The sequence below is a fragment of the Streptomyces sp. NPDC006687 genome, from assembly GCF_040636215.1.
Taxonomy (GTDB): domain Bacteria; phylum Actinomycetota; class Actinomycetes; order Streptomycetales; family Streptomycetaceae; genus Streptomyces.
Window position 1 is genome coordinate 64097 of the sequence record NZ_JBEYJJ010000015.1, and the last position, 14712, is coordinate 78808.

At 75.3% G+C, this 14712-nt stretch carries 11 protein-coding genes; 3 read left to right on the top strand and 8 right to left on the bottom strand.

What is annotated here, in order from left to right:
- The 8 genes from ABZ716_RS19500 to ABZ716_RS19535 form a co-directional block, all read right to left on the bottom strand.
- Positions 1-2010: a TOMM precursor leader peptide-binding protein gene (locus ABZ716_RS19500; protein ID WP_358960338.1), complete on the bottom strand. Its 2010-nt coding sequence runs from the start codon at positions 2008-2010 to the stop codon at positions 1-3.
- Positions 2007-3851, bottom strand: a complete 1845-nt coding sequence (locus ABZ716_RS19505; RefSeq protein WP_358960340.1) for a hypothetical protein — start codon at positions 3849-3851, stop codon at positions 2007-2009. The genes ABZ716_RS19500 and ABZ716_RS19505 overlap by 4 nt, the downstream gene beginning before the upstream one ends.
- On the bottom strand, positions 3842-6478 hold the full coding sequence (locus ABZ716_RS19510) for a hypothetical protein (protein WP_358960343.1): 2637 nt from the start codon (positions 6476-6478) through the stop codon (positions 3842-3844). The genes ABZ716_RS19505 and ABZ716_RS19510 overlap by 10 nt, the downstream gene beginning before the upstream one ends.
- Entirely contained in the window at positions 6475-7368 is an 894-nt protein-coding gene (locus ABZ716_RS19515; protein ID WP_355966724.1) for an ABC transporter permease, read from the bottom strand. Before ABZ716_RS19515 ends, ABZ716_RS19510 begins: the two co-directional genes overlap by 4 nt.
- Positions 7365-8300, bottom strand: a complete 936-nt coding sequence (locus tag ABZ716_RS19520) for an ABC transporter ATP-binding protein (protein WP_358809610.1) — start codon at positions 8298-8300, stop codon at positions 7365-7367. Before ABZ716_RS19520 ends, ABZ716_RS19515 begins: the two co-directional genes overlap by 4 nt.
- Positions 8297-9397, bottom strand: a complete 1101-nt coding sequence (locus ABZ716_RS19525; protein ID WP_358960346.1) for a hypothetical protein — start codon at positions 9395-9397, stop codon at positions 8297-8299. The genes ABZ716_RS19520 and ABZ716_RS19525 overlap by 4 nt, the downstream gene beginning before the upstream one ends.
- 30 nt (positions 9398-9427) lie before the next feature.
- On the bottom strand, positions 9428-9583 hold the full coding sequence (locus tag ABZ716_RS19530; RefSeq protein ID WP_351877901.1) for a thiazolylpeptide-type bacteriocin: 156 nt from the start codon (positions 9581-9583) through the stop codon (positions 9428-9430).
- 123 nt (positions 9584-9706) lie between these two features.
- Positions 9707-9862 carry a thiazolylpeptide-type bacteriocin gene (locus tag ABZ716_RS19535; protein ID WP_351877899.1) on the bottom strand — a complete coding sequence of 52 codons (156 nt, stop codon included), beginning with the start codon at positions 9860-9862 and terminating at the stop codon, positions 9707-9709.
- 315 nt (positions 9863-10177) lie between these two features.
- Here ABZ716_RS19535 and ABZ716_RS19540 point away from each other — a divergent pair, with 315 nt between their 5' ends.
- The 3 genes from ABZ716_RS19540 (at position 10178) to ABZ716_RS19550 (ending at position 14655) form a co-directional block, all read left to right on the top strand.
- Entirely contained in the window at positions 10178-11737 is a 1560-nt protein-coding gene (locus ABZ716_RS19540) for an AMP-binding protein (RefSeq protein WP_358960349.1), read from the top strand.
- Positions 11738-11806: 69 nt separating this feature from the next.
- Positions 11807-13015, top strand: coding sequence for a 5-aminolevulinate synthase (hemA, locus tag ABZ716_RS19545; RefSeq protein WP_358960463.1), 1209 nt, complete (start codon positions 11807-11809; stop codon positions 13013-13015).
- 74 nt (positions 13016-13089) lie between these two features.
- Positions 13090-14655, top strand: a complete 1566-nt coding sequence (locus ABZ716_RS19550; RefSeq protein WP_358960465.1) for an AMP-binding protein — start codon at positions 13090-13092, stop codon at positions 14653-14655.
- Positions 14656-14712 lie beyond the last annotated feature (57 nt).

The following is a 14712-nucleotide window of genomic DNA, read 5'->3' on the forward strand; positions in this document are numbered from 1 at the left end:
TCAGGGGAAGGGATGGGGGTCGTACGGGGCGTTGCGGTGCTCCTGCGGGGTGCCGCGCAGGGCGGCGGCCAGCCGGGGCAGGCCGGCGAGGCGCTGCTGGGCGTGGCCGAAGCACATCGGGAGGATCCCGGGGACGACCGCCTTGGCCACGGCCAGGCCGAGGTCGGCGTGGTCGCGGGTGGACTGGTCGACCAGCACGATCCGGTCCAGTCCGGCGTCCGCGAAGCGGGCCCGTACGAAGTCCAGCGCGCCCCGAACCGTGCCGCCGGCGGCCCGCAGCAGCCGGTCCGGCCACTCGGGGAACGCCTCCTGGAGGGTGACCCGGGGGCCGCCGAGGACGGCGGTGACCCGGGGCAGGGTCTCGGGCCGGTTGTACAGGTCGACGTGGTCCTCCAGCAGGTCCACCTGCCAGGGGTCGGCGACCATCGCCGCGCCCGCCTCGGGGTCGGCCGGGGGCCGGGTGCACATCTGGGTGAGCTCCCACAGCGCGGCCCGTACCGCCGACTCCGGGTCGGCGCCGGAGCCGGCGGCGGACCAGCTGGCGGGGTGGCCGCCGGTGCGGTTGACGGCCATCGCCCACACCAGGGGGATGTCGATGTCCTGGGTGGCGACCAGCAGGTGGGCGTCGTATCCGTGGATGTCGATGGTGTCGAGGAGCCGGCGCGAGACCGGGTCCGCGAGGCTCGCCGGGTCGATGGCGGGCAGCGGCCGGGCGCGGTGCCAGGAGAGCAGGAACGCGTCGCGCTCGGCGAGTTCGAGCAGGGAGTGCAGGGCCGCCTCGGTGAGCCCGGAGCCGAGGGCGCAGCCGCTGGAGGAGTCCGGGAAGTGGCTGCGGCGGCGGTCGGCGTGCTGGTCGCGGCGAGCGCCGTGGCGGTCGTGGCGGTGGAGGTACTCGTAGCGGTAGAAGCCGATCTCGGCCGGGACGAGCGTCGGTTCGCCGGTGGCGAGGTCGTGGCCCCACACCCAGTCCATGGGGGTGTCGGGGGTGCTCGGGATGACCCGGGAGAGGGGGTGGGCGAGCTGCTCCTCGGTGTACGTGCCCAGGCCGGCCGGGTCGATGGCGCGGTCGGCGACGTCCCGGTAGGACAGGCCGGTGAGGACCTGCCCGTGGTGCGGGAAGCTGCCCATGCGCTCGTACGCCTCCAGGACCGCGACGGACTCGGCGCGCTCGAAGGTCAGCGCCCGGCCGTAGCCGTGCGCGGGCGACTCGGGCAGGACGGCGTTGCTCATCGCGTAGGGGGCGTCGAGGTCGCGCATGACCTGGAGGACCGGCCCGAAGCGCGGGTCGACCAGGCGGCGGCGCAGCGCGCCCGGGGCGAGCAGGGCGTCACCGCCAGTGCCGCGCACGGGGTCGTCGGGGGAGGCGGCGGGGTCGTCGAGGACCAGCCGGGGCGGGCGGGCCGAGGGGTCGGGGACGGGCGCGGGCTCGGCGCAGACGGCGCAGTTGAAGGTGCGGACGATGCGGTGGCGGGCGATCCCGGCACCGCCGACCGCGAGGAGCTCGCCGGGGGCGAGGGGGCCCGCGGTGAGGGCGTCCAGGGCGGCCGCGAGGGCTTCGGCGAGGAAGGGCCCCGGGGGGCGGGCGCCCCGCAGGGGCTGCTCGATCCGGTCGGCCAGCGGGTGGTCGACGGCGATGCGGGCCCGCGTCTCGGCGCAGCCGGGGCACCCGGAGTCGGTGCCGGGCACCCAGAGGGGCCCGGCCTGGACCTCGTCGCCGGCCACCCGGACGGACAGGTACGCCCGCCCCTCCTCGTCGGCCCGCTGGTACAGGGCCCGCTCGTGGTCGAGGTCCCACCCGGTGTGGAGGGTGACCGCCCCGGCCTCCAGCCCCGCTGCCCGGGCATAGGCGCCGAGCAGCCCGGCCAGGTCGGGGAGCGCGGCCGACGCGTCGAACGGGCCGGCCGGAGACGATGTTTCACGTGAAACAGCCGCCGGGTCCGAGGCGCCGCCTGCCAGGGCGTGGGTGCTCGTGGGGTCGGCCGGAGCCGTGAGGGCGGTGGCGGTGGTCATGCCAGGGCCTCCTTCGGGAGGGCTTCCGCGACGACGCGGTCCGTGGCCGGACGGGCCGTCACCGTGCCGAACCACAGCGGGGTTTCGCCCGCCACCGGGTCGGCGGCACGGATCCCGGCGGGGGTGAGCCACAGCCGGGTCTGGGCCGCCAGCGCGCTCAGCGCGGCGGGGTCGGCGTGCAGCAGCGCGGTGGTGTCCGGACCGGCGGTGACGAGCTCGCGCCCACGGATGCGCCGGGTCTGGACCCGGGTCAGCGCGGTGCTGAGGGCGGCGACGACGGCGTCGGACCGGTCCGGGCCCCAGGCGGAGGCGACCTCCTCAGCCGTGACGCGGTCGCGGACCACGGCCAGCGGCCAGTCCACGCCCGGCACCCGGAGCAGGCTCAGCCCGACGGTGAGGAACTCGTGGTCCTCCAGGGTGCGCCAGAGCACCTGGGCGGCCGTGTCGAGGTCCGCGAACTCCGTTGTTTCCTCGGCGGGTTCTGCCTGACCGGCGAGCAGCCGCAGGGCGCCGTCGAGCAGCCAGGCCGCCTCGGTGGTACCGGCGGCGGCGACGGCCTCCGGGCCGGGGTGCTGCTGGGCGCGCAGGGCGGCGAGGGCGGCGGCCACCGAGGAGGCACGCTGGTTGGCGCCCCAGGCGGCGACGGAACCGGCGGTCCCGTCCCGGTGCTCGGCCTCGGCGATGCCGAGCGGCAGCTGCGGCAGGTTCTCGGGGGCGACCAGCGCGAAGGGCCCGGTCCACTGCGCCGCGACCTCCTGCACCCGGGCGACGGCCTCGTCCAGGCCGGCCGCCGGGGCGGTTTCGGCAGCCGCAGCGCCCGGGGCGGGCACCGCACCGGGGGCACCCGGGGTGGCCGACGGCAGGGTGATCGGGGTGGTGTTCAGGGTGGGGCCGTGGATGACGTACGCGCTCTCGCCGGGGGTTCCCATCGTGCCGGTCAGGACGCGGTAGGCCAGCCGGCCCGCGAGGGCACCGGCCAGGGCGCCGGCGGCGGCGCCCAGCGGAGCGGCGTCGGGGGTGCGGACCCAGTGGCCCACGCGGGCGGCCACCGCCTCCAGGCGGGCGGGGGCTCCGGACACCTCCGGGCCGACCAGGTGGAAGCGGCCGTCCAGCCGGACCGGCACGACGGGGCAGCCCGGCGGCAGCAGCGCGGCCACCCGGGCCAGCTCCGCACCGAGCACCTCGCCCGGGGCGCAGACGATCGCGACGTCGGCCGGCACAGCGGCGACGCCCCGGCCGCCGGGCCGCACCGCACGGGCGCCGGTCCCCTCGGCCTCCTCTGCGAGGTCCACGGCCCACGCCGGCTCCGCTCCCCGCGCCAGCACCTCGGCGCCCAGCCGTACCGCAGCGGCGGTGGCGGTGGCCGCCTCCTCGGCCGGGACGGACAGCAGCAGGCGGCCGAGGCCGGTCCTGGCCAGGCCGCGGGCGGCCGGGAGGAGCGCGGTGGACGGGCCGGCCAGGAGCACCGTGGCGGTGCGCAGGCGGGCGAAGGCCGCGTACGGGTCCTCGTGCAGGGTCTCCAGGTCCGCGAGGACGTCGCGGTACCGCTCGCGGGTCGCCGCGTCCGGCTCGGGGACGCTGAGGGAGTCCAGGTCGAGGAGGAGGCCCTGCCGGCTGAAGGTGTTCAGCAGCGTGGCCACCACCGGCCGGGCGGCCTCGTTGCCGAGGGCGGCGACGAGGGAGTCCTCGTCCGCGCCGTCCTCCAGCAGCGGCACGCACACGTCGGCCACCCGGAACAGCGCCGCCGGTCCCCGCACCACGAACGAGGTGCCCTCGGCCCCGAAGTAGACGCCGTCCCGCACCGGTGCGTAGTGCAGGGCGGGGCGCAGCCTCATCCGCATGATCGCTCTCCCTGGTCCTTGTCGTCGGTGGGCCCGTCGCCGGGCCGGGTGTAGGTGAACCGTCCGCCGGACGGCCTGCTGATCTCGACCGCCCACTCGTAGGCGTGCGGTGACGCGCCCGCCGCGGGCAGTGCCTCTTCCACGAAGCCGCTGCCGTCACGGTCGAGGAAGCGCGGCAGCACACGGCCCATCAGCGCGCTGCCGAGGTCGACGTACTGCGGTTTGCGCTGCTTGGCGGCGCCTCCGGAGCCGGCGCCCGCGGCGGGGGCCGGCTTGAGGACGACCTCGGCCGGTACCCCGTGGCGGGCCCGCCAGCGGGTCAGCGCCAGCAGCCGGTCGGCCTCGCCGGGCCCCTGCCGGACGGCCTGCTCGAAGTCCTCACCCGGGTACCAGCGGCGGCGCTGGAGGACGACGGACCCGGCGAGCAGCCGGGGGGTGAACGGCTCGGTCGGCACCCCGCCGGGGCCGGGACCGCCGAGACCGCCCGGCATCCCCAGGTCGGGCAGCAGCCGGCCGCCCATGACCAGCCAGTTGGCCAGGCGCAGCGGCGGCGGCAGCAGCTCGGGGTGGCCGGTGCCGAGGGTGACGAGGTGCAGCGGGCGGCCGTCAGCGTCCTCGACGTACAGCCGGTCGAGGTCCGGGTCGTGGACGAGCCGCAGCCCGTACCAGTCGTCGGCGTGCAGCCGCCGGTCGAGGACGGGCGCGTGCGCGTTGACGCTGATCCCGTGCAGGCCGCGGTCCTCCGCGAGGACCGTGCCCGTGCCGTGGCCGGCGTGGCGCTCCTCCAGGCGGCGGCGCAGCCGGTGCAGGGCCTGCCCGCCGAGCTCGGCGTCATGGCCGAGGAAGCGGCCGTAGAGCATGCCGTGGCCGGGGTAGGAGTCGTTGACGACCAGCCGGTCGCCGGCCGGCTGGACCAGGACGCTGTAGGCGACGGCGTCCCGGCGGAACCGGTCGGGCAGCGGCGCGGCCAGCTCCGCCAGCCAGGCGGGGTCCCAGACCACCTCGGTGTCGCCCGTGCGGGCGGCGAGGTCCGCGCGGAGTTCGCCGAGCAGCCGGGTGCGCAGCGTGCGCAGCGGGGCGAGGGCGGGGCTGCCCGCCACCACCCGCTCGTTGACCGCACGCACCAGGTGGCGGGCGTGGTCGGTGAGGCTGACGGCGGCGCCGCGGCCGTGGAGCTCGACGAACACCTCCGTGAGCACGGCGCGGATGTCGTGGAGCCGGTCGAAGGCGGAGAGGAACTCCATGGCGTGCGCGAGGTCGCGCAGCTGCCGGTCCAGGGCGCGGGTGTCGACCTCGGCCGGGGGCAGCAGGTAGTTCTCGGAGACGAGCAGGACGGCCGGGCGGCGGGCCTCCTCGGTCAGTGCCTTGGTGAGGGTGCCGATGCCGCGCAGGGCTTCGGCGCGTTCGGCGTGTCCGGCGTCGGCGAGCCCGGCCAGGGCGGTGCGCAGCGCCTCGTGGCGGCCGGAGCCGGCGAGGGGGTCGGCGGCGCAGTCCTCCGGGCCGTCGGTGGTGCACAGCAGCCCGGCGTCCAGGGAGCCCAGGACGATGCCGGTGGCCCGCTCCGGGGTGGTCCCGAGGGCGCGGGCGAGGTCTGCGGCGATCGCGCCGACGGTGCGGGGGCCCATGTCGGTGGCGGCCAGCAGCCGGCGCAGGGGTTCGGTGAGGGTGGCCGACAGCAGCCGGCTGCCGTCGCCGCTGTCCTGGCCGGCCTTCACGAAGGAGATCCGGTCCGGGCCCGGGCCCGGGGAGAGGCTGGGCGACTGGCGGACCCACGTGCCGGGGCCCGGCGGGAGCGCGGGGTCGGCGGTGCGGGCGACGTAGCCGAGCATCGCCTGGTCCAGGTGCGGGAAGGAGCGGGCCCCGGTGAAGGCCACCTCGTCGGGGCGGGCGCCGCCGGGCGAGGGGACGGCCAGCCCGACCGCGGTGAAGCGGGCGAGTGGGCTGGTGCGCATCATGGCCCGGGTCACGTACTGGAGCAGCCCGCGCTCGGACTTGGCGGCCCGGGACAGGGTGCCCTCGCGGTAGCCGACGGCCGCCCGGTGCACCTCGGGGGCCAGCAGCGCCAGCGAGCGCAGCAGGTCCTCGTCCCCGAGGAGTCCGGAGAGGGTGCCGCGCTCGCGGGCCAGGGCACCGGGGTGCGTGTCGGCCGCCTCGGCGAGGAGGCCGTCGCGCAGGATCCGCAGCTCCAGCCAGGCCCGGAACTCGGCCGGGGCCGGGTCCGGCAGGGTGGCCGGGACCCGGTCGTTGTGCACGGCCCGGCGTACGGCGACCAGCGCGGCCCGCTCGTCGGCGGGGGCCGCGCCGATCCGCTCGTACAGGGCGTCGGTACAGGCGCCGGCCCGGACGGCCAGCTCGGCCTCGACCCGGGCCAGCTCGTCGAGCACCCCGGCAAGAGCCCGGTCGGCCAGCCGGCTGCGCCGCAGGGGGTTGACCCGCAGCATCCAGACGGGCTCGGTCCGCTCCGCCGGGGACCGCCCCGGGGCATCGGCGGAGGCGCTCACCGGGGTGTCCGCCCCGGCGGTGGCCTCCGTAGCGGATGCCGGCGTCCCGGCGGAGGCGCTCACCGGGGTGTCCGCCCCGGCGGTGGCCTCCGCGGCGGGTGCCGGGCGGGTTTCTGTGAGGGTCACCGGAAGTCCTTCCGGATGCGGTGCGTGCGGGCCGCGACGCACAGCAGCAGGCCGCCGGCGATCCAGGCGCCCAGCACCAGCGCGACCCGGCCGAGTTCCCAGCTGTGCGCCGGCTCCAGCGCGGCCATGTCCTCGGGCAGCAGCGCCGCCCGCATGCCCTGGGCCATCCACTTCAGCGGGAAGACCGCGCCGACGCGCTGCACGGTGTCGGGCAGGCCGGAGAAGGAGTAGTAGACCCCGGAGACGAACTGGAGCAGCACGAACGGGAACTGCACGGCGGCGGTGATGGTCCGCCGGTCGGTGATCAGCGAGCCGACCGCGATGCCCAGCAGGGCGGTGGCGGCGGAGCCGAGCAGGAACACCCAGGCCAGAGTGGCCCAGCGGCCCGCGGTGGTGGGCAGCGGGAAGTCGAACACGGCCACGGCCAGCGCCAGTACGGCGACGGACTGGAGCAGGGCCAGGACCAGCACCAGGACGGTCTTGGCGAGGAAGTAGCCGCCCGTCGCGAACGGGGTGCCGCGCAGCCGCTTCAGCGAGCCGTCGCCGCTCTCCAGGGCGATACCGGTGGCGAGGACGCCGAACGCGGCGGACATCACGCCCGAGGCGAGGACACCGGCGACGACCACGTCGTGCATGGGGACGGTGTGCTCCCCGGCCTTCATCGTGAAGATCGAGCCGAAGAGCAGCATCAGCACCACCGGCAGCGCCATGTTCATGGCCACGGCGGTGCGGTTGCGGAAGAAGACCCGCAGTTCGGCGCGGGCGCGCAGCAGGCCGGTGCGCAGCACCCCCGGCAGCGGGCCGCGGGCGGCCACCGCGCCGATCAGGCCCGGGGCCTTCACGGGAACGGGGGCGGGAGCGGTGGCCTGGAGGGTCGGGGTGGGCGTCATCGGGTCCTGCTCCTTTCGTGCGTGTCCTCGCCGGCGCGGTCGCGTCCGGCGTCCTCGATCAGCCGCAGGTAGCGGCTCTCCAGGGAGGGGCGGCGGATCTCCAGCCCGGGGACGTCCGTGCCCAGCCGGGCGCGCAGGTCCTCCAGGACGGGTCCGACCTCGGCGGTGGTGACGGTGCGGGTGCGGCCGTCCTCGCGCCAGGACACCTCGGTGCCGGCGTCGCCGCCGCCGAGTTCGGCGGGCGGCGCGACCTCCCGTACGCGTCCGCCGGCGAGGACCGCCACGCGGTCGGCGAGCCGTTCGGCCTCGTCCAGGTAGTGGGTGGTGAGCAGCACCGTGGTGCCCTCGTCGCGGAGCCGCTCGATCATGGCCCAGCAGTCGCGGCGAGCCTGCGGGTCGAGGCCGGTGGTCGGCTCGTCGAGGAACAGCAGCTCGGGGCGGCCCACGACCGCCAGCGCCAGGTCCAGGCGGCGGCGCTGACCGCCGGAGAGGGAGCCGAGCAGGGCCCGGGGCCGGTCGGCGAGGTCCACCAGCTCCAGCGCGTCCCGGACGGGGAGCGGGTCGGAGTAGCACAGGCCGATCTGCTCGACGAGTTCGCCGACCCGCCAGCCCTCGTGGTCGGTGCCGCTCTGCTGGACGATGCCGATGCGGTTGCGCCAGGCACGCCCCGCCTGGCCGGGGTCCTCGCCGAGGACGGTGACGGAGCCTCCGGAGCGGTGCCGGAAGCCCTCCAGGATCTCGATGGTGGTCGTCTTGCCGGCGCCGTTGGGGCCGAGCACGCCGAACACCTCGCCCCGGCGGACCTCCAGGTCCACGGAGGCGACGGCGACATGGGCCCCGTACGCCTTGTGCAGGCCGGAGGTCCGGATGGCGAGGTCCTCCGTGCCCGTGGAAGCGTCCGTCTCGGTGCCGGGCCAGCTGAGCGAGCTCACGCCGCCTTCCTCTCCGCTGCGCGCCGCAGCCGCTCGCGCCAGTCCTCCCCGTACACCGCGTCGACGGTCTCGGCGATGGCGAAGCACAGGTAGTAGCGCTGGATGGGTGTCACGCCGAGCAGGGGGAGCCGGCTGTAGAACAGGTTGATGAGGAGCCGGTACGAGGCGAACCAGGACGGCGTCCGGTCCGCGACCCGGCTCTCGGCGATGGTGGCGTGGAACTCGCTGCGGCCCTCGCCGACCGGTCCCCGGTGTCCGGGCGGGGCGGTGGACGCGCGGTCCGTCACGGGGGCGAGCCCGTCCAGCAGCTCGGCACTGAGGTCGCCGCGGGCTGCCGCGGTGTCGAAGACCCCCATGCCGTAGGCGAACGCCGCACGGAACTCGGCGGCTTCGGAGCTCTCGGCGCCGTCCCGGGCCCGCTCGACGACGGCGCGCAGCGCGGGCCCGTCGGTCTGGAGCCTGCGGGCGAAGGAGGGGCGCGGGTCCTTGACGGAGCCGGCCCAGTGCAGGAACGCCTCGGCGTGCGAGCGCAGCGAGAACACCCCGTAGGCGGGGCCGCCGGGGTGGGCCGTGCACAGCGCGGTGAAGGCTTCGGCGAGGGCCATGACGGGAACGCCGGCGCCGCGGCGGGCCGCGAGCTCCATCAGCCGGGCCAGCGGGGTGAACATCCGGGTCAGGGCGAGGTCGCGGGGGGCTTCGAGGCCGTCGGGCCAGGTGATGCCGGAGTGCCGGTCGAAGAACTCGACGGTGCCGCGCGGGCGCAGCGGCAGGTAGGGGGGCTCCACGCGTTCCAGCCGGCCCAGTTCACGGGCCTGGGCGAGGTACTGCTCCCCGGTGATGGGCTCGGGGAGTTCCTGCGTCCGCCAGTCGATGGAGCCGGCGATGTCCTGCCACGGGATGCCGTCCGGGCCACGGGCGATGAGCTCGACGTGCGGGCCGTGCTTCCAGCCCCGGGCCAGATAGGCCACGGTGGCGTGGTGCTCGATGCGCAGGGACCGCACCACCGGTACCAGTACCTGCGAGATCCATGCGGGTTCGATCGGTGATTGCGCATGAAAGCGCATACCGATCGTGCGCTCGTCCGGGGCGCCTTCCATGTGTGTCACCTCTCGTACTCGTTTCCGGCGTCAGCAGCAGGACGAACCGGACGACGAAGAGCAGCAGAGCCAGCTGCCCAGGTTGGAGGCGCCCATCTCGGGGAGGGCGACGCCGTCGACGACGTCGAGAATCTCCAGGTCCTCCAGCTCGAAGGAAGCGAAATCCTCGGCGGTCAGATGGTCCATGCGAATTTCCTTTCTTTTCCCTTGCTTCCACGGATACGGCGGGGCAGGCGCCCGCCCGCCGTCTCTCGACGGTGGGCGGGGCGCCTTGCTCGGACCTGCCTGCGGCGTACCGCCTTCGTCAGCTCAGCAGCAGGACGAGGAGGACGACGAGGAGCAGCACAGCCAGTCACCGCTGGAGGCGCCGACCTCGGGGAGGGCCGCACCGTCGGCGACATCGAGGACCTCGATCTCCTCCAGCTCGAAGGAAGCGAAGTCCTCGGTGCCCAGGTTCTTGTCCATGTGAATTCCCTTTCAGGTTTTCTCTCTGTCGGGCCGGTTGGCCTGACGAGAAGAACACTGCCCGGCCGGATCGGGTTGCGGAAGGGTTCCAGGACTTCCCCTGACACAGGTAATGGGGCCCCGTTACATTCGTCACGCCGGCCCTTCACACGTACGCACGCACGCTTCCCCTGATGTTTTTGCGGGCGCCCCGGATGACAAATGTCACGACCTCACGTGACCCGTGTCAGCGCTCGTGCGGAAAACCTTGTCCGGGCTCCTTCCCACGGCCGACCATGCGAGGGACTCGGCCTCACAGGGAACGGAATTGACGGCGTGACCGGACCATCCACTGAGCAGGCGCCGCGGGGGGACCAGGGGCACTACGTCTCCCGGATCCTCGGCGTACTCGCCCAGGCCCCTCGGCGGGCCCGAATCCAGGGCCGGGACGGCACCCTCGACGGGGCCGCGCTCGTCCGCTCCGTCCACCGGGCCCATGACGCGCTCCGCGCGGCGGGCGCCGGGCCGGGCTCCATGGTGGGGATCCTCACCGGGGCCAACCACCCGCTGACCTTCACCGCACGGCACGCGGCCCATCTGCTGGGCGCCGGGGTGATGTACGTACGGTCGGTGAACCCCGGCTCGGACCTGCCCCTGCCGGCCGCCGAACAGGCCGCGCTCCTCGCGGAATGCGGGGTCGGCGTCCTCGTGACGGACCCGGCCCACGCCGCACGCGGCGCCGAACTGGCCCGTCTGCTCCCGCGGCCGCCAGCCGTCGCGGTGCTCGACACCGCCGATACCGGGCCCATGGCCGGCTCCGCCCCCGCACCGCGGGAACCCGACTGCGCCGTGGTGACGTACACCAGCGGCAGCAGCGGCCGTCCCAAGGGCGTACGGCAGTCCTTCGCCGCCTGGAACCGGCTCGTGCTCGGCGACGCCGCCGCCCTCGCGGGGCGCGCGCCCGAGCGGATGCTGATCGTCACCCCGACCAGCCACACCGTCGCCGTCATGGCCGACGTGGTCCTCGCCTCCGGCGGCTGTCTCGTCGTCCACGACCGCTTCGAGGCCGCCGAGGTGCTCCGCGCCCTGGCCGCCGAACGGATCACCCGCGTCTACCTGACCGTCCCGCAGCTGTACCGGCTGCTGGACCATCCGGACACGTCTGCCACCGACCTGTCCGCGCTGCGCCAGCTGATCTACAGCGGCTGCGTGGCCTCCCCGGCCCGGCTGGCCGAGGCCGTACGGGTCTTCGGCCCGCGCCTCGTGCAGTGCTACGGCTCCACCGAGGCGGGCCGGATCACCCTCCTGGACCAGCTCGACCACTTCGAGCCCGAGCTGCTGCCCAGCGTGGGCCGCCCCTTCCCCGGGGTGGAGCTCCGCCTCTGCGACCCCGCCACCGGCCGCGAGGTCCCCCGGGGCGACCGCGGCGAGGTCCAGGTCCGCTCCCCGCACGCGATGGCCGGCTACCAGGGCCTGCCCGCCGAGAGCGCCGCCGCCCTGCTGCCGGACGGCTGGCTGCGGACCGGCGACCTCGGGCGACTCGACGCGTACGGCTACCTCCACCTGGTCGACCGCGTCGGACGGGTGATCAAGGCGGCCGGGGTCAAGGTCCGGCCCGCCGAGGTCGAACGCGCCCTGCTCACCCACTCCGCCGTCGCCGACTGCGCGGTGTTCGGGATGCCCGACGCCGACACCGGCGAGGCCGTGCACGCCGCCGTGGTGCTGCGCGTCCCCTGCGAGCCGGAGGAACTGCGCCGGCACGTCGCCGCCGCCCTCTGCGCCGCCCACGCCCCCGCGCACATCGTGCGGTGGCCCGAACTCCCCCTGACCGAATCCGGAAAGCCCGACCACAGGCGCCTCGCGGGCGCGGCGGTCTCCGGCGCGGCCTCGAACTGACGAAGAAAGCGAGCTGACAACGTGACGACTGCCACGACCCCGGCCCCCACCGCGACCCCCCAGGCCCACCTGTCGTTCTTCACGGACCGCGCCGCCGCCGCCATCGCGGACGGCAAGCGGGAGTTCCTGGAGCTCGGCCGCCGGGCCGGCCGCTTCCCCAGCGCCTCCACCTCCACCGACCCGGCCGACGCCACCGCCGAGATCAGCGTCTGGTGCAGCAACGACTACCTCGGCATGGGCCAGCAGCCGCAGGTCATGGCCGCCATGCGGGACGCGGTCGAGCGCTTCGGCGCCGGCTCCGGCGGCTCCCGCAACATCGGCGGCACCAACCACGTCCACGTCCAGCTGGAGGCCGAACTCGCCGCGCTGCACGGCAAGGAGGCGGCGCTGCTGTTCACCTCCGGCTACACCGCCAACGACGGCGCCCTCACGGTGATCGCCGGGGCGGTCCCGGACTGCGTGGTCTTCTCGGACGAGCTGAACCACGCCTCGATCATCGACGGGCTGCGGCACAGCGGCGCCGCCAAGCGCATCTTCCGCCACAACGACACCGCGCACCTGGAGGAGCTGATCGCCGCCGAGGCCCCGGAGCGGCCGAAGCTGATCGTGCTGGAGTCGGTGTACTCCATGTCCGGGGACGTCGCGCCGATCCGCGAGGTCACCGAGATCGCCCGCCGCCACGGGGCGACGATCTTCCTCGACGAGGTCCACGCGGTCGGCATGTACGGACCGCGCGGCGCCGGCATCGCGGCCCGCGAGGGCCTGGCCGACGAGATCGACGTGGTGATGGGCACGCTCGGCAAGGGCTTCGGCACCGCCGGCGGCTACATCGCGGGCCCCGCCGCGCTGATCGACGCCGTACGCACCCTGTCGCGCCCGTTCGTCTTCACCACCTCCCTCCCCCCGGCGGTCGCGGCGGGCGCGCTGGCCGCCGTACGCCACCTGGCGGGCTCGGAAGCCGAGCGGACCGCACTGCACCGCAACGCCCGCCTGCTGCACGGGCTGCTGCGGGAACGGGGCATCCCGTTCCTGTCGGACGAGTCGCACATCGTGTCCGTGCTGATCGGCGAGGACACCGCCTGCAAGCGGGCCTCGGCGCTGCTGCTGGAGCGGTACCGGATCTACGTGCAGTCCATCAACGCGCCGAGCGTGAAGACGGGCGAGGAGATCCTGCGCATCGCCCCGGGGGCGCTGCCCGAGCCGGCCGAGGTGGAGAAGTTCGTCGAGGCGCTCGACTCGGTCTGGCTGGAACTCGGCCTGCCCCGGACCACCGCATGAGCTCGGCGCCCTCGCCGGCCGCACCGGTGGCGACGTCCACGGCTTCGACTGCGGCTTCGGCCGTGGCGTCCTCGGTGGCGTCCTCGGTGGCGTCCGTCCTGGCGGAGTCGGCCGCCCGCAGGCCCGCGCATCCCGCGCTGGTCTTCGAAGGCCGCTCCTACTCCTACGCGGAGCTCTGGGACGGCGCCCTGCGGTACGCGGCCGCGCTGCGCGCCCGGGGCCTGGGCGCCGGGGACAAGGTGGCCCTGCTGCTGCCCAACACCCCGGCGTTCCCGATGGCCTACTACGGGGTCCTCGCGCTGGGCTGCACCGCCGTGCCGGTCCACGAGCAGTCCCGGGGCCCCGAGATCGCCCACGTCCTGCGGGACTCGGGCGCGGCGGCGCTGATCTGCGCCGCCTCCCTGCTGCCCGAGGCGGCGCCCGTCGCCCGGGCGGCGGGGGCGGCGCTGCTCTGCGTACGGGACACGCACGCGGACGGCCGTGACGGTGACTGCGGTGACGGGGACGGCGGACTCCCCCGGCTCGACGAGGAGGCGGCGCGCGCCCGCCCCCTCGACGGCCTCCTCCCTCGCGCCCCCGGGGACATCGCGGTCGTCCTCTACACCTCCGGCACCACCGGCGCCCCCAAGGGCGTGATGCTCACGCACCACAACGTGCTGATGAACATCACCACCACCGCCCGCACCCCCTTCGCCTTCGACGGGGACGACGTCCTGCTCGGCACGCTCCCCCTGTCCCACACTTTCGGCCAGATCTGCGGCATGGGCGTCTGCTTCCACGCCGGCGCCACCCTGGTCCTGATGCCCCGCTTCTGCGGCACGCGCGCCCTGGAGCTGATGACCGGCCACGGCTGCACGGTCGTCATGGGCGTTCCCACGATGTACCTGGCCCTGCTCGACGCGGCCGAACGCGACCCCCGCCGGCCCCCGCTCAAGCGCGCCTACTCGGGCGGCTCCTCGCTGCCCCCCGCGGTGCTGCGCAGGGTCGAGGAGGTGCTGGGCGCCCCCGTCTACGAGGGCTACGGGCTCACCGAGACCTCCCCCAGCGTCAGTTACAACCAGCCGGGAACCGAGCGCCGCCCCGGGACGGTCGGCCTGCCCGTCCCCGGAGTCGAGGTCGCCGTCGCCGACCCGGACGGGGCACGGCGGATCCGGCTGCTGCCCGCCGGGGAGCGCGGGGAGATCGTCGTACGGGGGCACGGGCTGATGGCCGGCTACCTGGGCCGCCCGGAGGCCACCGCCGAGGTGCTGGTCGACGGCTGGCTGCGGACCGGGGACATCGGGGTCCGGGAGGAGGACGGCTACCTGCGCGTCCTGGACCGCAAGAAGGACGTGGTCATCCGCGGGGGCTACAACGTCTACCCCCGCGAGGTGGAGGAGGTCCTCCTCGGCCACCCGGCGGTGGCGCAGGCCGCGGTGGTCGGCGTCCCCCACGCACGGCTCGGCGAGGAGGTCGGCGCGGTGCTGCGGACCGTGCCGGGCGTACGGCCGGACCCACGCCTGGCGCAGGAGATCACCCTCTGGAGCGGGGAACGGCTGGCCCGTTACAAGCACCCGCGCCGGATCGTGTTCACCGACGCCTTCCCCGTAGGGCCCACAGGGAAGATCCTGAAGGCCGAACTGGCCGGATTCTTCCGGTAGACCGCCGCGACCGGTCTCCGCGGAAGGGCCGGTACACCCGCTGCGCGAAGATGTAGA